17 protein-coding genes are annotated in these 21837 nt (G+C 67.2%); 13 read left to right on the top strand and 4 right to left on the bottom strand.

Translation table 11 applies throughout. The features are described from left to right. Nucleotides 1-2: 2 nt before the first annotated feature. From F7Q96_RS05045 to F7Q96_RS04995, 11 genes are all read left to right on the top strand, one after another. A complete protein-coding gene (locus F7Q96_RS05045) occupies nucleotides 3-2159 on the top strand; it encodes a 4Fe-4S binding protein (RefSeq protein WP_053822989.1) in 2157 nt (718 codons plus the stop codon). A gap of 190 nt (nucleotides 2160-2349) precedes the next feature. After that, the gene (locus tag F7Q96_RS05040) at nucleotides 2350-2982 is read left to right on the top strand and encodes a TorD/DmsD family molecular chaperone (protein WP_053821146.1); all 633 of its coding nucleotides are present in this window, start codon (nucleotides 2350-2352) and stop codon (nucleotides 2980-2982) included. 265 nt (nucleotides 2983-3247) lie between these two features. Continuing rightward, nucleotides 3248-3457, top strand: coding sequence for a hypothetical protein (locus F7Q96_RS05035; protein WP_006579351.1), 210 nt, complete (start codon nucleotides 3248-3250; stop codon nucleotides 3455-3457). Nucleotides 3458-3557: 100 nt separating this feature from the next. After that, nucleotides 3558-6587: a molybdopterin-dependent oxidoreductase gene (locus F7Q96_RS05030; RefSeq protein ID WP_053821147.1), complete on the top strand. Its 3030-nt coding sequence runs from the start codon at nucleotides 3558-3560 to the stop codon at nucleotides 6585-6587. A 10-nt stretch (nucleotides 6588-6597) separates the two neighbouring features. Next, nucleotides 6598-7287: a formate dehydrogenase FDH3 subunit beta gene (gene fdh3B / locus F7Q96_RS05025; RefSeq protein WP_053821148.1), complete on the top strand. Its 690-nt coding sequence runs from the start codon at nucleotides 6598-6600 to the stop codon at nucleotides 7285-7287. After that, nucleotides 7284-7523: a hypothetical protein gene (locus tag F7Q96_RS05020; protein ID WP_053821149.1), complete on the top strand. Its 240-nt coding sequence runs from the start codon at nucleotides 7284-7286 to the stop codon at nucleotides 7521-7523. Before fdh3B ends, F7Q96_RS05020 begins: the two co-directional genes overlap by 4 nt. 61 nt (nucleotides 7524-7584) lie before the next feature. Beyond that, nucleotides 7585-8835 carry a formate dehydrogenase subunit gamma gene (locus F7Q96_RS05015; protein WP_082371395.1) on the top strand — a complete coding sequence of 417 codons (1251 nt, stop codon included), beginning with the start codon at nucleotides 7585-7587 and terminating at the stop codon, nucleotides 8833-8835. Nucleotides 8836-8908: 73 nt separating this feature from the next. Next, complete coding sequence (locus tag F7Q96_RS05010; protein WP_151022196.1) at nucleotides 8909-9454, top strand: superoxide dismutase family protein; 546 nt, start codon at nucleotides 8909-8911, stop codon at nucleotides 9452-9454. 93 nt (nucleotides 9455-9547) lie between these two features. Beyond that, a complete protein-coding gene (locus F7Q96_RS05005; RefSeq protein ID WP_053821150.1) occupies nucleotides 9548-10378 on the top strand; it encodes a formate dehydrogenase accessory sulfurtransferase FdhD in 831 nt (276 codons plus the stop codon). Nucleotides 10379-10562: 184 nt separating this feature from the next. After that, nucleotides 10563-11129, top strand: coding sequence for a dCTP deaminase (gene dcd, locus F7Q96_RS05000; RefSeq protein WP_053821151.1), 567 nt, complete (start codon nucleotides 10563-10565; stop codon nucleotides 11127-11129). Nucleotides 11130-11324: 195 nt separating this feature from the next. Continuing rightward, a complete protein-coding gene (locus tag F7Q96_RS04995; protein ID WP_053821152.1) occupies nucleotides 11325-13595 on the top strand; it encodes an arginine/lysine/ornithine decarboxylase in 2271 nt (756 codons plus the stop codon). A 104-nt stretch (nucleotides 13596-13699) separates the two neighbouring features. On the opposite strand, the gene F7Q96_RS04990 is transcribed toward F7Q96_RS04995, so the two are convergent. From F7Q96_RS04990 to argH, 3 genes are all read right to left on the bottom strand, one after another. Further along, nucleotides 13700-15433, bottom strand: a complete 1734-nt coding sequence (locus tag F7Q96_RS04990; RefSeq protein ID WP_053821153.1) for a TRAP transporter large permease — start codon at nucleotides 15431-15433, stop codon at nucleotides 13700-13702. A gap of 12 nt (nucleotides 15434-15445) precedes the next feature. Further along, nucleotides 15446-16045 (bottom strand): TRAP transporter small permease subunit, encoded by a 600-nt coding sequence (locus tag F7Q96_RS04985; protein WP_053821154.1) that lies wholly within the window; start codon nucleotides 16043-16045, stop codon nucleotides 15446-15448. 244 nt (nucleotides 16046-16289) lie between these two features. Next, nucleotides 16290-17699: an argininosuccinate lyase gene (gene argH, locus F7Q96_RS04980; RefSeq protein WP_053821155.1), complete on the bottom strand. Its 1410-nt coding sequence runs from the start codon at nucleotides 17697-17699 to the stop codon at nucleotides 16290-16292. Nucleotides 17700-17965: 266 nt separating this feature from the next. On the opposite strand from argH, the gene F7Q96_RS04975 reads away from it, so the two are divergent. Together F7Q96_RS04975 and F7Q96_RS04970 are read left to right on the top strand one after the other, a co-directional pair. Continuing rightward, nucleotides 17966-18316 (top strand): type II toxin-antitoxin system RelE/ParE family toxin, encoded by a 351-nt coding sequence (locus F7Q96_RS04975; RefSeq protein ID WP_053821156.1) that lies wholly within the window; start codon nucleotides 17966-17968, stop codon nucleotides 18314-18316. After that, the gene (locus F7Q96_RS04970; RefSeq protein ID WP_053821157.1) at nucleotides 18297-18614 is read left to right on the top strand and encodes a helix-turn-helix domain-containing transcriptional regulator; all 318 of its coding nucleotides are present in this window, start codon (nucleotides 18297-18299) and stop codon (nucleotides 18612-18614) included. The genes F7Q96_RS04975 and F7Q96_RS04970 overlap by 20 nt, the downstream gene beginning before the upstream one ends. 45 nt (nucleotides 18615-18659) lie before the next feature. Here the strand turns inward: F7Q96_RS04970 and ppc are convergent, their stop codons facing one another. Continuing rightward, the gene (gene ppc / locus F7Q96_RS04965) at nucleotides 18660-21731 is read right to left on the bottom strand and encodes a phosphoenolpyruvate carboxylase (protein WP_151022194.1); all 3072 of its coding nucleotides are present in this window, start codon (nucleotides 21729-21731) and stop codon (nucleotides 18660-18662) included. Between the last annotated feature and the right edge of the window lie 106 nt (nucleotides 21732-21837).

The following is a 21837-nucleotide window of genomic DNA, read 5'->3' as shown; positions in this document are numbered from 1 at the left end:
CCATGCCGACGCTGATCTGCAATTGCAACGACACCATGCCGCTTGACGGGGCGGTACTGTCGGATGCCTCCATCCAGCCGGGCGCCGCCCCGCTGAAAGTCCACCGCCTGCTGTGCCGCCGCGAGGTCGGCGCCTTCACCGCCGCGCTCGATGGCACCGAAGACGTGATCGTCGCCTGCACGCAGGAACGCCCGCTGTTCACCGAACTGGCCGCGAAGACGCAGGCCGACGGCGTCGTCACCGCGCCGGTGCGCTTCGTCAATATCCGTGAGACCGGTGGCTGGTCGCGCGGCGCGCACAAGGACCCGCGCACCGCCAACGCCAAGATCGCGGCGCTGCTCGCCGCCGCGGCGCTGCCCGACCCGGACCCGGTGCCGGTGGTCGAATACCGCTCGGCCGGCAGCGTGCTGGTGATCGGTCCGGCCGCGCGGGCGCTGCCCTGGGCGGACCGTCTCGGCGAGGCGGGCCTGCAGGTGACGGTGCTGCTGAGTGCTGCCGGCGCGGGCGCTCTGGACGGCGCGGCGCCGCCGGCAATGCGCGACTATCCGGTCCACAGCGGCCGGCTCGACAAGCTGACCGGCTGGCTCGGCGCCTTCGAGGCCAGCTGGGAAACCGGCGCGGGCCGCGCCAATCCGATCGACCTGGACCTGTGCACGCGCTGCAATGCCTGCATCGACGCCTGCCCCGAAGGCGCGATCGACTTCAGCTACCAGATCGACCTGAGCCGCTGCACCGCGCACCGCGACTGCGTCAAGGCGTGCGGCGCGGCCGCGGCGATCGACTTCGACCGGCCCGCCGCCACCGTCAGCGAGCGCTTCGACCTGGTCTTCGATTTGAACGACAGTCCGTTCTTCGGCCGGCATGCGCCGCCGCAGGGCTATCTGCATGCGGGCGCTGACCCGCTGCGGCAGCAGCGGATGGCGCTGACCGCGACGCAGCTGGTCGGCGAATTCGAGAAGCCCAAGTTCTTCCAGTACAAGGAATCGCTGTGCGCGCACGGCCGCAACCGGACCACCGGCTGCTCGGCGTGTATCGACGTCTGTTCGGCCGAGGCGATCGGTTCGCGCTGGCAGGACGGCAAGGGCCGCATCGAGGTCGCGCCGAATCTGTGCGTGGGCTGCGGGGCGTGCACCACGGTCTGCCCGACCGGCGCGATCAGCTATGCGTATCCGAAGCCCGATCATCAGGGCCGGCGCCTGCGCACGCTGCTGTCGACCTACCGGCAGGCTGGCGGCCGCGATGCCGTGCTGCTGCTGCATGGGCAGGAACACGGCGACCCGCGCATTCTCGCGCTCGGCCGCGAGGCGCGCGCGGGCCGGCTCGGCGGCATCGCGCCGAACGTGATTCCGGTCGGCCTGTTCCATCCCGCCTCGGTTGGCCTTGAACTGTGGCTGGCGGCGATCGCCTGGGGCGCGGACCGCGTCGCGGTGATGCTGACCGGCGACGAGGCGCCGCAATATCGCACGGCGCTGGCCGAGCAGATGGGCGTGGCTCAGGCCATCCTCGCGGGCCTGGGCTATCGCGGCGAGTTCCTTACGCTGATCGACGCCCCCGATGCCGGCTCGCTCGATCGTGCGCTTGCCGCGCTGAAGCCAAACCAGGCGGCGCTGCCCGCGGCCGCGTTCCACGCCGCGGCGGCCAAGCGCGAAACGCTGGGCTTCGCGCTCGACCACCTGGCCGCGCATGCGCCGCTGCCGGCCGAGACCGTGCCGCTGCCCACTGGCGCGCCGCTGGGCGCGGTGCAGGTGGACACCGGCCGCTGCACGTTGTGCATGGCCTGCGTCGGCTCCTGTCCGTCGCAGGCGCTGCGCGACAACAGCGAGCGCCCGGTGTTGTCCTTCCTCGAGCGCAACTGCGTGCAGTGCGGCCTGTGCGAGCGGACCTGCCCGGAAGACGCGATCACGCTGGTGCCGCGGCTGCTGACCGGCGATGGCGTGCGCCAGCCCGTCACGCTGCACGAGACCAGGCCCTTCCACTGCATCCGCTGCGCCAAGCCATTCGGCACCGCGCAGATGGTCGAGGCGATGCTGGGACGTCTGGCCGGCCATCCGGCCTTCGCCGGCGCCGCTGCCGATCGCCTGAAGATGTGCAGCGACTGCCGGGTCGTCGACATGATCGAGAAGGACACCGGCGCCGCGACCGGCGCGACGTTGCAGTAGTCCGATCCGCTGCGGCGTACCGTCTCCCCGGTCCTCTCCCGCGAGCGGGAGAGGACAGTGAAAGGCCATCCGATGGCGCATGCGGATGCCTCCCCTCTCCCGCGGGCGGGAGAGGGGCAGGGGAGAGGCAGCCCCGCCGACGACACGCCCCAACGTTTTCAACCCCGCCTACGACCCGACCCGCCGAACGATGAGCGATACCCGACCGATCCGCCTTACCGAATCCGCTCCCACGGACCAGGCCGAAGACACCGCCCGCGCCGACCTCTACGGCCTGCTGGCCACGCTGTTCTATCGCGCCCCCGACGCGGCGCTGCTGCACCATATCGCCGCCAATCGCGCTCCTGCCGACGATGCCGGCAGCCCGCTTGGCCAGGCGTGGAATGCGCTGGGCGAAGCCGCGGCGGGCACCACCGAGGCGGAGGCCGCGGACGAATACCAGCAGCTCTTCGTCGGCATCGGCAAGCCCGACATCTTCCTGTACGGCTCGTACTACCAGACCGGCTTCCTGCACGAGCGCCCGCTGGTCGCGGTGCGAGAGGACCTGGCGCGCTACGGGCTCGAGCGTCATGAAGGCGTCAGCGAACCCGAGGACCATATCGCGACGCTATGCGAGGTGATGCGCTTCCTGATCGCCGGCGACGACCTCTCGGTGTCGAACCTCGGCGAGCAGCAGCGTTTCTTCGCGCGCCATCTGCAGCCGTGGGTCGAGTCGCTGTGCGATGCGGTGATCGCGCATCCGGGCGCGCGCTTCTATGCGCGTGCGGCGGAATTGCTGAAGTCGTTCGCGGCCGTCGAGGCGGTCGCGATGGAGATGCATTGATATGCGTGACAGCGCTAAAGCGGGCGGCTCGGCGAGCCGATAAACGCGAGTTGGCGTGCGGAACGAGATGTCGCGATGCGGATGCGGGTGCCAGCGTGTGGTGTGCAACGACATGTCTCAAGACATTTGATGCACAGCGCCATGATTACGGAAAATCAGGATAAACCCGCGGTCAGCATGGTCATTGCGTGCATATCGATCTACAATACGCAAAACAATGCATAACTAGATTGGTAATCGGTAAATATTACCGAGGAGCCCCCCCATGAAAGAGAAGGAAACCCGGGTCGCACGTCGCCATTTCCTCGCGGGCGCTGGCGTCGTCGCCGCCGCCGCGGGTGCCGCGGCCCTGACCGCGCGCACTCCTGCCGCCCCCGCCGGTGCGATCCCCGCGCCGGAACCCACTGCTGCCGACAGCAACGGTTACCGTGTCTCTGAACACGTACGGAAGTATTACCGGACGACGCTGGTATAAGCCCCGCGATTTGCCGGTTCGCCGTGATGCCAGTCATCCCGGCGCGGCCGCATCTCGCGATATCGCCTTTACCCGCTTCGTACCTTTCCCGAGGTGACACATGATTCTGACCCGCAAGCACGCGGCCCAGGGCGGCGCCCCTGCGCAGCGCGTTGATCGACTCGCGTCCGCTCAGCCGGCCGCCGCTTCGTCCGCACGCCTGTCGGCACGACTGGCCACGAGCCTCGCCGGCGCGATGCCGACGATGGACCGCCGCAGCTTCCTGAAGCGCTCCGGCATCGGCGTCGGCGCGGGCCTCGCGGCCTCGCAACTGACGCTGATCCGCAAGGCCGATGCGGCCGACGGCAAGGCCGCCGGCAACGGCAAGGGCGACATCGTCGTGCGCCGCACCGTCTGCGGCCATTGCTCGGTCGGCTGCGCGGTGGATGCGGTCGTGCAGAACGGCGTCTGGGTCCGCCAGGAGCCGGTGTTCGATTCGCCGATCAACATGGGCGCGCACTGCGCCAAGGGTGCGGCGCTGCGCGAGCACGGCCACGGCGAGTACCGCCTCAAATACCCGATGAAGCTCGTCAACGGCAAGTACCAGCGCATCAGCTGGGACCAGGCGCTGGACGAGATCACCGCGAAGATGAAGCAGATCCGCCAGGAGACCGGCCCGGATTCGATGTTCTTCATCGGCTCGTCCAAGCACAGCAACGAGCAGTCGTATCTGCTGCGCAAGTGGGTGTCGTTCTTCGGCACCAACAACACCGACCACCAGGCGCGCATCTGCCACTCGACCACCGTCGCGGGCGTGGCCAATACCTGGGGCTACGGTGCGATGACCAATTCGTACAACGATATGCAGAACGCCAAGGCGGCGCTGTATATCGGCTCGAACGCGGCCGAGGCGCACCCGGTATCGATGCTGCATCTGCTGCATGCCAAGGAGAACGGCTGCAAGGTGATCGTGGTCGATCCGCGCTACACCCGCACCGCCGCCAAGGCCGAGCAGTACGTCCGCATCCGCTCGGGCACCGACATTCCGTTCCTGTTCGGCGTGCTGTACCACATCTTCAACAACGGCTGGGAAGACAAGGAGTACATCCGTCAGCGCGTCTATGGCATGGACAAGGTGCGCGAGGAAGTGCTGGCCAAGTGGACGCCGGACAAGGTGGAAGAGGCCTGCGGCGTGCCCGAGGAACAGGTCTACAAGGTCGCCGAGACCATGGCCAAGAACCGGCCCAGCACGCTGGTCTGGTGCATGGGCCAGACCCAGCACACGATCGGCAATGCGATGGTGCGCGCCTCGTGCATCGTGCAGCTGGCGCTGGGCAACATCGGCGTGTCGGGCGGCGGCGCCAACATCTTCCGCGGCCACGACAACGTGCAGGGCGCGACCGACGTCGGCCCGAACCCGGACTCGCTGCCGGGCTACTACGGCCTGGCCACCGGCGCGTGGAAGCACTACGCCGCGGTCTGGGGCGTCGACTACGAGTGGATCAAGTCGCAGTTCCCCTCGCAGGCGATGATGGAGAAGTCCGGCACCACGGTGTCGCGCTGGATCGATATCGTCACCGAGAAGAGCGACCTGATCGACCAGGACAACAACGTCCGCGGTGTGTTCTTCTGGGGCCATGCGCCGAACTCGCAGACGCGCGGCCTGGAGATGAAGAAGGCGCTCGACAAGCTGGACCTGCTGGTCGTGATCGATCCGTATCCGTCCGCCACCGCGGCGATGGCCAACATGCCGCCGGCCGAGGGCGACAAGGTCAATCCGAACCGCGCCGTCTATCTGCTGCCGGCCGCCACGCAGTTCGAGACCTCGGGCTCGTGCACCGCGTCGAACCGCTCGCTGCAATGGCGCGAGAAGGTCATCGAGCCGCTGTTCGAATCGATGCCCGACCACACGATCATGCAGGCCTTCGCCGACAAGCTGGGCTTCGGCAAGGAGCTGTCGCGCAATTTCAAGATGATCGAGGTCAAGCGCGCCGGCCGTACCTGGATGGAGCCGGAGCCCGAGTCGATCCTGCGCGAGATCAACAAGTCGAACTGGACCATCGGCTATACCGGCCAGTCGCCGGAACGGCTGAAGGCGCATATGAAGAACATGCACATGTTCGACGTCAAGACGCTGCGCTGCAAGGGCGGCAAGGACGCGGCCACCGGCTACGACCTGACCGGCGACTACTTCGGCCTGCCGTGGCCGTGCTACGGCACGCCGGAACTAAAGCACCCGGGCTCGCCGAACCTGTACGACACCACCCGGCACGTGATGGACGGCGGCGGCAACTTCCGCGCGAACTTCGGCGTGGAGCGCGACGGCGTCAGCCTGCTGGCCGAGGACGGCTCGCACTCGGTCGGCGCGGAGATCACCACCGGCTATCCCGAGTTCGACCACGTGCTGCTGAAGAAGCTGGGCTGGTGGGACGACCTGACCGATGCCGAGAAGCAGGCGGCCGAGGGCAAGAACTGGAAGACCGACCTGTCGGGCGGCATCCAGCGCGTCGTGCTGAAGGTGCACGGCTGCCATCCGTTCGGCAACGCCAAGGCGCGTGCCGTCGTGTGGAACTTCCCGGATCCGATTCCGCAGCACCGCGAGCCGCTGTACTCGACCCGTCCGGACATGGTCGCCAAGTATCCGACCCACGACGACAAGATGGCGTTCTGGCGCCTGCCGACGCTGTACAAGACCGTGCAGCAGCGCAACATCGAGAACAAGGTCCACGAGAAGTTCCCGATCGTCCTGACCTCCGGCCGTCTGGTCGAATACGAGGGCGGCGGCGAGGAAACGCGTTCGAACCCGTGGCTGGCCGAGCTGCAGCAGGAGAACTTCGTCGAGATCAATCCGCGCGCTGCCTCCGCACGCGGCATCCGCAACGGCGACTACTGCTGGGTCAAGACGCCGACCGGCGCCACGCTGAAGGTGCGCGCGCTGGTGACCGAGCGCGTCGGCCCGGATACCGCCTTCATCCCGTTCCACTTCTCGGGCTGGTGGCAGGGCAAGGACATGCTGGACTACTACCCGGACGGTGCGCATCCGATCGTGCGGGGCGAGGCGGTCAACACGGCGACCACGTATGGCTATGACGCGGTGACGATGATGCAGGAAACCAAGACGACGGTCTGCCAGATCGAGCGCTTCGCGTAAGGGGAACACAATGGCACGCATGAAATTCATCTGTGACGCCGAGCGCTGCATCGAGTGCAACAGCTGCGTCACCGCTTGCAAGAACGAGCATGAGGTACCGTGGGGCGTCAACCGGCGCCGCGTGGTGACGGTCAACGACGGCGTGCAGGGCGCGGAGAAATCGATCTCGGTGGCCTGCATGCACTGCTCGGACGCGCCCTGCATGGCGGTCTGCCCGGTCGACTGCTTCTACCGCACCGACGACGGTGTGGTGCTGCACGACAAGGACGTCTGCATCGGCTGCGGCTACTGCTCGTATGCGTGCCCGTTCGGCGCGCCGCAGTTCCCGTCGACCGGCACCTTCGGCGTGCGCGGCAAGATGGACAAGTGCACGTTCTGCGCGGGCGGTCCGGAAGCCAACGGCAGCGAGGCCGAATTCGAGAAATACGGCCGCAACCGGCTGGCCGAAGGCAAGCTGCCGCTGTGCGCGGAGATGTGCTCGACCAAGGCGCTGCTCGGCGGCGACGGCGACGTGATCGCCGACATCCTGCGCAACCGCGTGATCAAGCGCGGCACCGGCGGCGACGTGTTCGGCTGGGGCACCGCCTACGGCACCAACGGCCAGGCCGCCCAGCGCGCTCCGGCCGCGCCGGCCGGCACCCCGGCTCCGGCCCAGCAGACGCCGGCCGGCCCGTCCACTCCCGCGGGGCAGGCATCATGAACAGGAACAAGCTGATGTGGACCGCGGCGCTCGCCGCGCTGATCGGACTGGCGGGCTGCGGCGAGGAGCCGCAAACCGCCAGGCCGAGCCCGAAGAAGACCGACACCGCGGCCTGGAAGGGCGCGCCTGGCGATCCCTTCGTCGCCGCCGGCTGGACGCAGGGCGACCAGACCAGCTGGCAGAAGCAGATCCGCCAGCGCAACCAGCTGCAGAACGAGTACACGCGCGTCCAATGAGCCAGGCGTGCATGGGCGGCCGCCGTTGCCGCCGACTTCAAGCCGATCCGAAGGAGGCCCTATGAGCGCCAAGCTGATTTCCGCGCTGGCCGGCAAGGCCCGCGCCGCCGCGGCGGCGGCCGCCTGCGCGCTGGCGCTGGCCGTTCCGTTGCTGCATGCCGGCGCGGCGCAAGCGCAGACCACACCCGCGCAAGCGCCCGCGCAGGCAGCCGCCCAGGGTCAGAGCCCGGCAGCGACGCCGACGCAGGCGGAAGCCGACACCAACAATCCCGCGCTGCATCCGCAGCAGCCGTTCTCGGGCATCGCCTCGCAGAACATTTTCGACGTGCCCGAGCGCGACATCGCCGCCGAGGCCCGCGAGCAGCAGAGCCGCACGCGCACGCAGCCGGGCAACAACGCGCCGGTCTGGCGCGAGATCAATTCGGACCAGCGCCACTACAGCAGCCTGCCTGACAAGGAAGCCGGCGTGCTGATCCTGCGTACCGGCCAGGAATGGCGGCTGTTGCGCAACGGCGTGATCACGGTCTGGGGCGGCTGGCTGCTGGTGCTGGTACCGGCCGCGATCCTCGCCTTCTTCGTCTGGCGCGGCACCATTCCGCTGAAGTCGCAACCGACCGGCCGCATGATCGAGCGCTTCACGCCGCTCGAGCGCATCGTCCACTGGACCATGGCGATCGCCTTCGTCGTGCTGGCGGTGTCGGGCATCGTGATGCTGTTCGGCAAGCATTTCCTGCTGCCGATCATGGGCCATACGCTGTTCGGCTGGTTGACCTATCTGCTGAAGAACGTCCACAACATCGTCGGACCGGTGTTCACGCTGTCGCTGATCGTCGGCTTCGTGATCTTCGTGCGAGACAACCTGCCGTCGCGCGACGACATCCGCTGGCTGACCAGCCTGGGCGGCATCGCCAGCGGCAAGCACGTGCCGAGCGGCCGCTTCAACGCCGGCGAGAAGGGCTGGTTCTGGGTCGGCGTGTTCCTGCTCGGCCTGCTGATCTCGGCCTCGGGCTTCGTGCTCGACAAGATCGTGCCGGGACTGGACTACTACCGCACCACGATGCAGCTGGCCCATATCGTCCACTCGATCGCCGCGATCGTGATGATGGCGATGGCGTTCGGCCATATCTACATGGGCACGATCGGCATGGAAGGCGCCTATCGCGCGATGCGCGACGGCTATGTCGACGAGGCCTGGGCGAAGGAGCACCACGAGCACTGGTACGACGACGTCAAGTCCGGCAAGATCCCGGCCCAGCGTTCCGCCCCTTCGCGCCGCCAGCCGGAGCGCCGGCCCGCGCCGGGCGAAGCGTAAGCCGTACCCCGCGGACCAGGCTGGGATGAGCGCTACAATGCATGCTCGACATCACCGTGACAGGAGGTTCGGCATGAAGCGTATTCTTTTCGGTCTGGTGGCAAGCGGCGCGCTGGCAGCGTGTTCGCAGACGGGGCAGCTGGGACAGATGATGGGCGGCGGCGCCACGGCGGAACGGGCAGTCGCGCCGCTGACCGCCAAGAGCGGCACCAATACCCAGGGCACCGTGACCTTCACCCAGCATGGCGACCATGTGATGGTGCTGGCCGACGTGACCGGCCTGCCGCCGAATTCGGTGCACGGCTTCCATGTCCACGAGAAGGGCGACTGCTCGGCCCCCGATGCGATGAGCGCCGGCGGCCATTTCAACCCGACCGGGAAGCCGCACGGTTCCGTCAATACGCCGGACCACCATGTCGGCGACATGCCGAACCTGACCGCCGACGCCAATGGCCGCGCACGGGCCAGCTTCCAGCTGACCGGCATGACCGTCGCGCCTGGCGCCAACAGCGTGGTCGGCCGGGCCGTGGTCGTGCACAAGGACCCCGACGACTACAAGACCCAGCCCACCGGCAATTCGGGCGGCCGCATCGCCTGCGGCGTGGTGGTCAAGTCCTGACCGGCGCGGCCGGCGCCGTGGCCCGCCGCGGCTGAGCGGGCGGGCCTACCCGAGCGCCGGCCCTGCCTCGATGTTTTCGATTTCCCCGTACCCATGTCCCTGCGTCCCGAACTGAGCCAAGCCGCCGTCCCGCTGATCGAGGAGGTCGAGGTGGTCGACGAGCAGGGCCGCGTGCGCTCGGCCTTTCTGCCGGGCGAGCGGCCGCTGACGGTCTATCTCGACAAGCGCGAGCTGGTCACGCTGATGACGCTGGGCGGCGCCCCGGAGGCGCTGGTGCTCGGCTATCTGCGCAACCAGCGGCTGGTCGAGTCGATCGAGGACATCGCCGCGATCCAGGTCGACTGGGAGACCGAGTCGGCCGCGGTGACCACGCGCGGCGGTGTCGACCGCATCGAGGAGCGCACCGCGCGCAAGATCGTCACCACCGGCTGCGGCCAGGGCACGGTGTTCGGCTCGCTGCTCGACGAGGTCGACCAGATCCGGCTGCCCGACGACGCGGTGCTGGACCAGCAGACCCTCTACAGCATCGTCGATACGATCCGGCTGCAGCAGTCGGTCTACAAGCAGGCCGGCTCCGTGCACGGCTGCGCGCTGTTCCAGGGGCGCGAGCTGCTGATGTTCATCGAGGACGTGGGCCGCCACAACGCGGTCGACGCGATCGCCGGACGGATGTGGCTGGAAGGAATGGACGGCGCCGACAAGGTGTTCTACACCACCGGCCGCCTGACCTCGGAGATGGTCATCAAGGGCGCGCAGATGGGCATCCCGTTCCTGCTGTCGCGCTCGGGCGTCACGCAGATGGGCTATCAGATGGCGAAGCGCGTCAACATGACGCTGTTCGCGCGCTGCACCGGCAAGCATTTCCTGCTCTATACCGGCCGCCAGCGCTTCCGTCATAGCGAGCCGCAGGCCGCGGTGGCATAAGGCCGATCTCCACGCGGTCAAACTCCCGCTCTCCCTTCCGCTGTCCTTCCGGCTTGCCCCCTGATATCCCCGGCCGAGCTTGCCGGGCCGGCCGCGCTTTGGTTGTACAATGCGGCCCATTGCGCGCCATGCCGCCCGTTGCGGCGTTCCACTTCGCGGCGCTTCTTCCGTTCACCGCTACCTTATGAGCATCAAATCCGACAAGTGGATCCGCCGCATGGCGGAGCAGCATGGCATGATCGAGCCGTTCGAGCCGGGCCAGGTCAGGGAAATGGATGGCCGCAAGATCGTCTCCTATGGCACCTCGAGCTACGGCTACGACATCCGCTGCGCCGACGAATTCAAGATCTTCACCAACATCAACAGCACCATCGTCGACCCGAAGAACTTCGACGAGAAGTCGTTCGTCGACTTCAAGGGCGATGTCTGCATCATCCCGCCGAATTCGTTCGCGCTGGCCCGCACCGTCGAGTATTTCCGCATCCCGCGCAGCGTGCTGACGATCTGCCTGGGCAAGAGCACCTATGCGCGCTGCGGCATCATCGTCAATGTGACGCCGTTCGAGCCCGAGTGGGAAGGCTACGTGACGCTGGAATTCTCGAACACCACGCCGCTGCCCGCGAAGATCTATGCCGGCGAAGGCTGCGCCCAGGTGCTGTTCTTCGAGAGCGACGAGGTCTGCGAAACCTCGTACCGCGACCGCGGCGGCAAGTACCAGGGCCAGCACGGTGTCACGCTGCCGAAAACCTGATTGCCCTACAATGCGGCCCAATGGCGCTTGACGCACCAGGACCACCGCACCGACCGCCATCACGGAACATCCAGAACCGGCGCAGCGGCCCGACCGCTACGCCATGAATATCCGAGCCACATGTCCCCGCGCGCCGAACGCGGGCCATGTGGCTCAAGTCCTTTTGCCTCTCTCTCCTTTCCGCGAGGACGCCCGATGAAATTCCGCTTCCCCGTCATCATCATCGATGAAGACTTCCGCTCCGAGAACATTTCCGGCTCGGGCATCCGTGCGCTGGCCCAGGCCATCGAGGCCGAGGGCATGGAGGTGATGGGCCTGACCAGCTATGGCGACCTGACCTCGTTCGCGCAGCAGTCCAGCCGCGCCTCGACCTTCATCGTGTCGATCGACGACGACGAGTTTGCCAGCGGCACCGACGAACCCGAAGCGGCGGCGATCGAGAAGCTGCGCGCCTTCGTCACCGAGGTGCGCCGGCGCAATGCGAATCTGCCGATCTTCCTGTACGGCGAGACCCGTACCTCGCGCCATATCCCGAACGACATCCTGCGCGAGCTGCACGGCTTCATCCACATGTTCGAGGACACGCCTGAGTTCGTGGCCCGGCATATCATCCGCGAAGCCAAGGTCTACCTCGAATCGCTGGCGCCGCCGTTCTTCAAGGCGCTGATCGACTACGCGCAGGACAGTTCGTACTCGTGGCACTGCCCGGGCCACTCGGGCGGCGTCGCCTTCCTGAAGAGCCCGGTCGGCCAGGTGTTCCACCAGTTCTTCGGCGAGAACATGCTGCGCGCCGACGTCTGCAATGCGGTCGACGAACTGGGCCAGCTGCTGGACCACACCGGGCCGGTCGCGGCGTCCGAGCGCAATGCCGCGCGGATCTTCAATTCCGACCACATGTTCTTCGTCACCAACGGCACGTCGACGTCGAACAAGATGGTGTGGCACGCCAACGTGGCGCCCGGCGATATCGTGGTGGTCGACCGCAACTGCCACAAGTCGATCCTGCACGCGATCATGATGACCGGCGCGATCCCGGTGTTCCTGATGCCGACGCGCAACCACTACGGCATCATCGGCCCGATTCCTAAGAGCGAGTTCGACCCGGAGACCATCCGCAAGAAGATCGCCGCGCACCCGTTCGCCAGCCAGGCGAAGAACCAGAAGCCGCGCATCCTGACGATCACGCAGGGCACCTACGACGGCGTGCTGTACAACGCCGAGCAGATCAAGGAGATGCTGGCGGCCGAGATCGACACGCTGCATTTCGACGAGGCCTGGCTGCCGCACGCGGCGTTCCACGACTTCTATCGCAACATGCACGCGATCGGGCGCGATCGTCCGCGCAGCAAGGACGCGCTGGTGTTCGCCACGCAGTCGACCCACAAGCTGCTGGCGGGGCTGTCGCAGGCCTCGCAGATCCTCGTGCAGGACTCCGAGACGCGCAAGCTCGACCGGTACCGCTTCAACGAGGCGTACCTGATGCATACGTCGACGAGCCCCCAGTATTCGATCATCGCCTCGTGCGACGTGGCCGCGGCGATGATGGAAGCGCCGGGCGGTACCGCGCTGGTCGAGGAGAGCATCCAGGAGGCGCTGGACTTCCGCCGCGCGATGCGCAAGGTCGAGGGCGACTACGACGCCGGCAACAACGGCGACTGGTGGTTCAAGGTCTGGGGCCCGGAAGACCTGAACGAGGACGGCATCGGCGACCGCGAGGACTGGATGCTGAAGGCCAACGACCGCTGGCACGGCTTCGGCGACCTCGCCGACGGCTTCAACCTGCTGGACCCGATCAAGGCCACGATCATCACGCCGGGGCTGGACGTCGACGGCGAGTTCAGCGAGCGCGGCATCCCGGCGGCGATCGTCACCAAGTACCTGGCCGAGCACGGCATCATCATCGAGAAGACGGGCCTGTACTCGTTCTTCATCATGTTCACCATCGGCATCACCAAGGGCCGCTGGAACTCGCTGGTGACCGAGCTGCAGCAGTTCAAGGACGACTACGACCAGAACCAGCCGCTGTGGCGCGTGCTGCCGGAGTTCGTCGGCCGCTTCCCGCAGTACGAGCGGATGGGCCTGCGCGACCTGTGCGACGCGATCCACAGCGTCTACAAGGCCAACGACGTCGCCCGCGTGACCACCGAGATGTACCTGTCGGACATGGAGCCGGCGATGAAGCCGTCGGACGCCTGGGCGATGATGGCGCATCGCGAGATCGAGCGGGTGCCGGTCGACGACCTCGAGGGCCGCGTCACCGCGATCCTGCTGACGCCGTACCCGCCGGGCATTCCGCTGCTGATCCCGGGCGAGCGCTTCAACCGGACCATCGTCCAGTACCTGAAGTTCGCGCGCGAGTTCAACCAGCTGTTCCCGGGCTTCGAGACCGATATCCATGGCCTGGTGGCCGAGGAGATCGACGGCAAGCGCGTGTACTTCGTCGATTGCGTGAAGCAGACGGCCTGACGGCGGCGGCACGGTAAAGCAAAACGGCCGGCATCAACGGATGCCGGCCGTTTTGCTTGATGCCGTCGTTCGAGCGAGGCCGGCTCGAACGATCCCGGCTCGAACTACTTCTTCTCGAACTCGAACACCGGGGCCGATGGGCCGCTGTCGCTCGACTGGCCCGGCGCGCTCGGCGTCTCGAGCTGCGCGCCGCCCGGCAGCGTTGGCGCTTCCGGTGCCTCCGACGGTCCGGACGGCGCCGTGCCGCCTGGCGCCGGCTGCGTCGTGGTGCCGAAGTCGATGTCCAGGCTGCGCGTGATGCTGCGGTCCTGGGCCTTCGTCTTGTCGGTGGTCACCAGGCCCGGGAAGATGATGATCAGCGACACCATGATCAGCTGGATCACCACGAACGGCACCGAACCCCAGTAGATGTCCGAGGTCTTGACCGAGCGCGGCGCGACCGAGCGCAGGTAGAACAGCGAGAAGCCGAACGGCGGATGCATGAACGAAGTCTGCATGTTGACCGCCAGCAGCACGCCGAACCAGATCAGGTCGATGCCCAGCTTGTCGGCGACCGGGCCGACCAGCGGCACCAGGATGAAGGCCAGCTCGAAGAAGTCCAGGAAGAAGGCGAGCAGGAAGAACAGCACGTTGACCGCGATCAGGAAGCCGGTCTGGCCGCCGGGCAGCGCCGTCAGCAGATGTTCGACCCACAGGTGGCCGTCGACGCCGTAGAACGTCAGCGAGAACACCCGTGCGCCGATCAGGATGAAGATCACGAAGGCCGACAGTTTCAGCGTCGACTCCATCGCCTGCCTGGTCAGACCCAGGTTCAGCCGGCCCTTGATCAGCGCCAGCACCAGCGCGCCGAGCGCGCCCATGCCGCCGCCCTCGGTCGGCGTCGCCACGCCGATGAAGATCGTGCCCAGCACCAGGAAGATCAGCGCCAGCGGCGGGATCAGCACGAAGGTCACCTTCTCGGCCATCTGCGACAGCAGATTGAGCTTGAGCACGCGGTTGATCACCGCCAGCACGAAGGCGAACGAGATCGCCGCGCCGATCGACACCACCAGCCGCTCGTCGAGCGGGCCGCCGGGGTTGTAGTTCATGTCGACCACCACGCCGACGACCACGGCCAGCGCGGTCAGCACCAGCACCGAGGTCGAGCCGCTCTTGCCGCTGGGCTCGCGGAAGGTGCGCGCTTCCAGCGGCAGCGCCGGGGCGGCGGCGGGCTTGAACAGCGTGACCAGCAACACATAGCCCATGTACAGGCCGGTCAGCACCATGCCGGGCACGAAGGCGCCCTTGTACATGTCGCCGACCGAGCGGCCCAGCTGGTCGGCCAGCACGATCAGCACCAGCGATGGCGGGATGATCTGCGCCAGCGTGCCCGACGCGGCGATCACACCGGTGGCCAGCCGCTTGTCGTAGTTGTACTTGAGCATCAGCGGCAGCGAGATCAGCCCCATCGAGATCACCGAGGCCGCCACCACGCCGGTGGTCGCCGCCAGCAGCGCGCCGACGAAGATCACCGCGTAGGCCAGGCCCCCGCGGATCGGGCCGAACAGCTGGCCGATGGTATCGAGCAGGTCCTCGGCCATGCCGGACCGCTCCAGTATCAGCCCCATGAAGGTGAAGAACGGAATCGCCAGCAGCGTGTCGTTCTCGATGATGCCGAACAGCCGGCTCGGCAAGGCCTGCAGCAGCTCCGGCGGAAGCAGGCCCAGTTCGATGCCGATGAAGGCGAACAGCAGGCCGTTGGCGGCCAGCGCGAAGGCGATCGGGAAGCCCGACAGCAGGAAGACCACCAGGGAGCCGAACATGATCGGCGCCATGTTGTCGATCAGGAATTGCGTCATCGCGGTCCTCGCTTACGGGGTTGCCGGGGGACCGCTACGGCCGCCATCGGTCAGCGCGGCGGCGTTTTCCGCGGGGCTGTGGCCGTGCTTGCGGAACGCCTCGAACGGCAGCTCGCCCCGCAGGTAGGCGAAGCGCTTGATCAGCTCGGACAGGCCCTGCAGGTTCAGCAGGAAGAAGCCGGCGACGATCAGGAACTTGGCCGGCCAGCGGATCAGGCCGCCGGCATTGCCGGACATCTCCTGCCCGGCATAGGACAGCCAGAAGTAGGGGATCGACAGCCACAGGATGATCAGCGAGATCGGCAGCAGGAACAGCAGGATGCCGACGATATCGATCCAGACTTGCGTGCGCTCGGAGAAGCGTCCGGCGATCACGTCGATGCGGACATGCTCGTCCTTGCGCAGGGTGTACGGCGCGCCGAGCAGGAACACGCCGGCAAACATGTACCACTGCAGTTCGAGCCAGGCGTTGGAGCTGACGCTGAAGGTGTAGCGAATGATGGCGTTGCCCGCGCAGACCAGTACGGCCAGCAGGATCAGCCATTTCGCCCACCTCCCGATGGCATCGTTCACGGCGTCGATAAGCCGTGAGATCCTCATGAGGAGAGACATGTGAACGTCCTAGGGATGGGGAAAAACCGGGGTGGCGCGTCAGTTTACGGTTGAACCCCACGGCAAATCGCTAGGGTTAATCCCCAATTCGTCACATTGTCTGCGTTGTCTGACCCGGAAGCGGGCCGGTGGAGGAGGGGGGCGGGAGGGGGGAATTCCCCACCTTGGTGGGGAGCGTCCCCGTGGAGAACGGGGACGCTGCAAGGCGGATGGCCGATCGCCGGATCAGCCGGTCGGCCTTCGATCAGCCGGCCTTGCGCGCGGCCGCGATCGCGGCGCGGACCTGGTCCGGTGCGGTGCCGCCGATATGGTTGCGGGCGGCCACCGAGCCCTCGAGCGTCAGCACGCCGTGGACGTCGTCGCCGATCAGCGCCGCCTTGTCGCCCAGGCCGGTGGCGTCGCGCAGCTCCGCCACGGTCAGGTCGGCCAGATCGCACTGGCGCGCGTCGCAGGCGCGCACGGCGTGGGCGACCGCCTCGTGGGCGTCGCGGAACGGCAGGCCCTTCTTGACCAGGTAGTCGGCCAGGTCGGTCGCGGTCGCATAGCCCTGCAGCGCCGCGGCGCGCATCGCCTCGGGCTTGACCGTGATGCCCGGCACCATGTCCGCGAATATGCGCAGCGTGTCGACCACGGTATCGACCGTGTCGAACAGCGGCTCCTTGTCTTCCTGGTTGTCCTTGTTGTACGCCAGCGGCTGGCCCTTCATCAGCGTCAGCAGGCCGATCAGATGGCCGTTGACGCGTCCGGTCTTGCCGCGCGCCAGCTCCGGCACGTCCGGGTTCTTCTTCTGCGGCATGATCGAGCTGCCCGTGCAGAAACGGTCGGCGATGTCGATGAAGCCGACGCGCGGGCTCATCCACAGCACCAGCTCTTCCGAGAAGCGCGACACGTGCGTCATGATCAGCGCCGAGGCCGCGCAGAATTCGATGGCGAAGTCCCGGTCGGACACCGCGTCCAGCGAGTTGCGGCAGACGCCGTCGAAACCCAGCTGTTGCGCAACGAACTCCCGGTCGATCGGATAGCTGGTGCCTGCCAGCGCGGCGGCACCCAGCGGCAGGCGGTTGACGCGCTTGCGGGCGTCCTGCATGCGCTCGGCATCGCGCGTGAACATCTCGACGTAGGCCAGCAGATGGTGGCCGAACGTCACCGGCTGCGCGACCTGCAGATGGGTGAAGCCCGGCAGGATCGTGTCGGCATGCTGCTCGGCCAGATCGAGCAGCGCGTTGCGCAGGTCGCCCAGCAGGCCGACGATGTTGTCGATCTCGCTGCGCAGCCACAGGCGGATATCGGTCGCCACCTGGTCGTTGCGCGAGCGGCCGGTATGCAGCCGCTTGCCGGCATCGCCGACCAGCGCGGTCAGCCGCGCCTCGATATTCAGGTGGACGTCTTCCAGGTCCAGCTTCCATTCAAAGTTGCCGGCCTCGATCTCGCCGCGGATCTGCGCCATGCCGCGCTCGATTTCGGCCCGGTCGGCGTCGCTGATGATGCCCTGCCGGGCCAGCATCGCCGCATGCGCCAGCGAGCCCTGGATATCGAACAGCGCGAGGCGCTTGTCGAAGAACACCGAAGCGGTGTAGCGCTTCACCAGGTCGGACATCGGTTCGGAGAAGCGGGCGGACCAGGCTTCGCCTTTCTTGGCAAGTTGGGAGGTCATGGCGGTAGGGAACTGGACAGTGCCCACGCACCGAGGCGTGCCGGGCAACGGAAAGGATAGGAAAAGCGGGAATTATATCGTTGCCCGTCGCCGGCGACCGACTGAAACAGTTTGTCTATGTCCCACCGACTACGCTCGTGCGCTGTTTTCGACGCGGCGGCACGGGGCGCCACCATGCCGCCGGCCATGGGTCGCTGACCCGGGCTTGTCCTGACCGACCGTCCGTCGTTGTCTCCCACTTGACCAATATTCGTCTATAAACGAAGATGAGCTCGTATTGGATCGAACACTATCTGACGCCTGAGGGGCGGAAAGACCCCTACATCGACTGGTTGAAGCACCTGCGGGACCCTAAGGCCAGAGTGGCGATCATCCGGCGAGTGGCCCGCATGGAGCACGGCAATTTCGGCGACTGTCGCTATTGCCGAGAGGGTGTGTGGGAGTTGCGTATCGACGTGGGGCCGGGCTATCGCGTGTACTATGCATTGTTCAGCCACCGGCTCGTACTGTTGCTATGTGGTGGCGACAAACGAAACCAGCAGACCGATATCGACCGCGCCGTGGCCTTCTGGCAGGACTGGCAACAAAGAGGTGACGATGAGAAGCAGACCCCATGACGAGGCGATGGCCGAGCTGTATCGCAGCGATCCGGCGCTCGCGCTCGATGTCATCAACGGCATCCTGGAGGATGGCGATCAGGGTGAATTGCTGACGGTGCTGCGACAACTGGCGCAGGCGTTCGGCGGCGTGCAAGCGGTAGCGCAGCAGGCGGACCTCAATCCGACCCAGCTTTACCGCACGCTATCGCCTAATGGAAATCCAGCGCTGAGCAGCCTGACTGCGATTCTGAAGGCGATGGGATTGTGTCTGGCCGTGCGGCCGCTGAAGTCATCGGCACCGCGTCACGCTGCTTGACCGCCAAGCTGGAGGGCAGGGCCACCGCCCTCCAGCCCCTCACCGTCAACCGGTATTGCGCAGCCCCGCCGCAATCCCGTTGATCGTCAGATGGATGCCGCGCCGCACGCGCACGTCGTCGCCGTCCTTGCCGGCCCGGTAGCGCTTGAGCAGTTCCACCTGCAGGTGGTTCAGCGGGTCCAGGTAGGCGAAGCGGTTCTTGATCGAGCGGGCCAGCAGCGGGTTGTCCGCCAGCCGTTCGTGCTTGCCGGTGACCAGCCCCAGCATCTCGCCGGTCAGGTGCCATTCGGTGCTGATGCGGTTGAACACCGCCTTGCGCAGCGCCGCGTCGTCGCACAGCTGGGCGTAGCGCGAGGCGACCGCCAGATCGGTCTTGGCCAGCACCATGTCCATGTTGGACAGCAGCGTCGAGAAGAACGGCCACGTCTTGACCATGCGGCGCAGCGTCGCCACCAGCGCCTTGCGGGCCTTGTCGTCGCCGGCCTCGTCGAGCAGCGCGCGCACGGCGCTGCCGAAGCCGAACCAGCCGGGCAGCAGCAGGCGGCACTGTCCCCACGAGAAGCCCCACGGAATCGCGCGCAGGTCCTCGATGCGGCGGTTCTTCTTGTCCATCAGCTTGCGCGAGGCCGGGCGCGAGCCCAGGTTCAGATCTGCGATCTCGGTGATCGGCGTGGTGGCGAAGAAATAGTCCTTGAAGCCCGGGGTCTCGTAGACCAGGTCGCGGTAGGCGACGAAGGCGCGATCCGACAGCTTCTGCATGATGCTCTCGAACGTCGCCAGGTCCTTGGGCGCGTTCTGCGTCGGCAGCAGCGACGCCTCCAGCGTGGCGGCGATCACCGTCTCCAGGTTGCGGCGCCCGATCTCGGCGTTGGCGAACTTGCTGTTGATGATCTCGCCTTGCTCAGTCAGCCGGATCTGTCCGTTGACCGTGCCGGGCGGCTGCGACAGGATGGCCTGGTAGGTGGGGCCGCCGCCGCGTCCGACCGTGCCGCCGCGGCCGTGGAACAGCCGCAGCCTGATCTTGCGCTGCGCGAACAGCTGCACCAGCGCCAGTTCGGCCTTGTACAGCTCCCAGTTCGAGGTCAGGAAGCCGCCGTCCTTGTTCGAATCCGAATAGCCCAGCATCACCTCCTGCTCGCCGCCCTGGTTGGCCAGCACCGCGGCGAAGCCCGGCAGATCGAGCAGCGCCTGCATGATGCCGCTGGCGTTGCGCAAGTCCTCGATGGTCTCGAACAGCGGAATCACCATCAGTTCCATGCGCGCCGGATCGTTCTTGCTGCCCAGCGTGCCGCGCAGCATGCCGGTCTCCTTCTGCAGCAGCATGACCTCGACCAGGTCCGACAGCGTCTCGGTGTGCGAGATGATGTAGTTGCGCGCCACGCGGGCGCCGTAGCGGGCCCGCAGTTCGCGCGCGGTCGTCAGCACGCGCAGCTCGCTTTGGGTTTGCTCCGAATAGGTGTGCCACGGCAGCGTCAGCAGACGCGGCTGGCGCAGTTCGGCCAGCAGCAGCTCGAGCTTGCGCGCCTCCGGCAGCGCGGCGTAGTTCGCCTCGACGCCGGCGGCGGCGAACAGCTCGGCGATCACGGCCTCGTGCACGTCCGACACCTGGCGCATGTCGATCGAGGCCAGATGGAAGCCAAACACGCCGATCGCGCGATACAGCGCGTCGATGCGCGCGCGCGCCAGCGCTTCGCCGTGGTGTTCGCGCAGCGAGTCGATCACCACTTCGATGTCGGCGGCGAAGGCCTCCGCACTGGCGTAGGGCTCGGCGTCGGCGACCGGATGGCGCGGCGCCGCGCGGCCCGTCAGCGCATGGCAGGTCGCGGCCAGCCGCGCGTAGATGCCGATCAGCGCGCGCCGGTACGGTTCGTCGGCGCGGTGCTCCGAGCGGTCCGGCGACGCGTCGGCGAGCGCCAGCAGCGCGGGGCTCGCCTCGACCATCAGCGTGGACATCGACAGCTCGGCGCCCAGCGCGTGCACCTCGTCCAGATACCACTCGAGGATCAGCAGCGCCTGCTGGCAGGCTGCGTGCTCCAGCGTGTCGGCCGTGACGTTGGGATTGCCGTCGCGATCGCCGCCGATCCACGAGCCCATCTGGAAGAACGGCGGCAGCGGACCGGGTTCCGTCTTGGCGCGGCGCGAGGCCGGGAATACCGCGGCGATATCCTCCTCCAGCTCGGTCATCAGCTGCGGGATGCCGCGCAGGAAGGTGGTGCGGTAGTACGACAGCGCGTTCTCGATTTCGTCGACCACCATCAGCCGCGTATTGCGCAGCATCCGGGTCTGCCACAGCGTGGTGACCTTGGCGCGCAGCTGGGCGGTGTTGTGCGCCAGCTCGCGCGCGGTCATCGGCAGGTCGCGCTCGGCCAGCAGGCGGGCGATTTCCCGCTCGGCGTCCAGGATGCTCTTGCGCTGGACCTCGGTCGGGTGCGCGGTCAGCACCGGCACGATCAGCGCCTCGTCGAAGAACTTGCGCAGCTGCTTGCCGGTGACCCCGGCGGCGTCGATCGCCTGCAGCGCGCGCGCCATGCTGCCGGGCTGGGGCGGCGAGCCGGCCAGCGCGTGGACCCGCCGGCGGCGGTTGTGGTGCTGGTCTTCGGCGATATTGGCCAGATGGGAGAAATAGCTGAAGGCGCGCACTACCTGATTGGTCTGGTCGCGCGACAGCCGCTTGAGCAGCCGGTCGAGCTCGGCCGCGGCGGCGCGATCGTTCTCGCGGCGAAACCGCACCGCGGTCTGGCGGATCGTTTCGACGATCTGGAAGGCCGCCTCGCCTTCCTGCTCGCGCAGCACGTCGCCGAGCAGGCGGCCAAGGAAGCGGATGTCCTCGCGCAGCGGCAGGTCCTTGTCGCTTGCCGCCTTGCGCGCCGGTGCTGCCGGCACCACTTCGAGATGGGAGGCCGCTTTTGCGGCGGCGCGGCGGGGCGGGCGGCCGGTGGAAGACGTCGGCTGGGCCGATTCAGCGGTCTGGAGCGAGGGGGCGGCTGTCTGCGCTCCGATCGATCTATTGGCGTCTTCGCGCCCCTCGATTCCGTTTGCGCCGTCGCCGGCGGATTCCGATCGGCCTCGGACGGCGCGGATCCGGCGGCCGGCCGGGCGCGCTGCTGGCTGCGTCATGCAATCTCCTCTGCGTTTGGTTCTGATGCTGCTGTTGTTTCCGATCGTTCCGATCGCCTTCCAGACCCGCTGCTGCCCCGGCTCTGCGGCCTTCGGGCGCCACGCC

The sequence above is a fragment of the Cupriavidus gilardii genome, from assembly GCF_008801915.1.
GTDB lineage: Bacteria > Pseudomonadota > Gammaproteobacteria > Burkholderiales > Burkholderiaceae > Cupriavidus > Cupriavidus gilardii.
The sequence above is the reverse complement of the archived record's forward strand: the minus strand, read 5'-3'. Positions and strand labels throughout refer to the sequence as shown.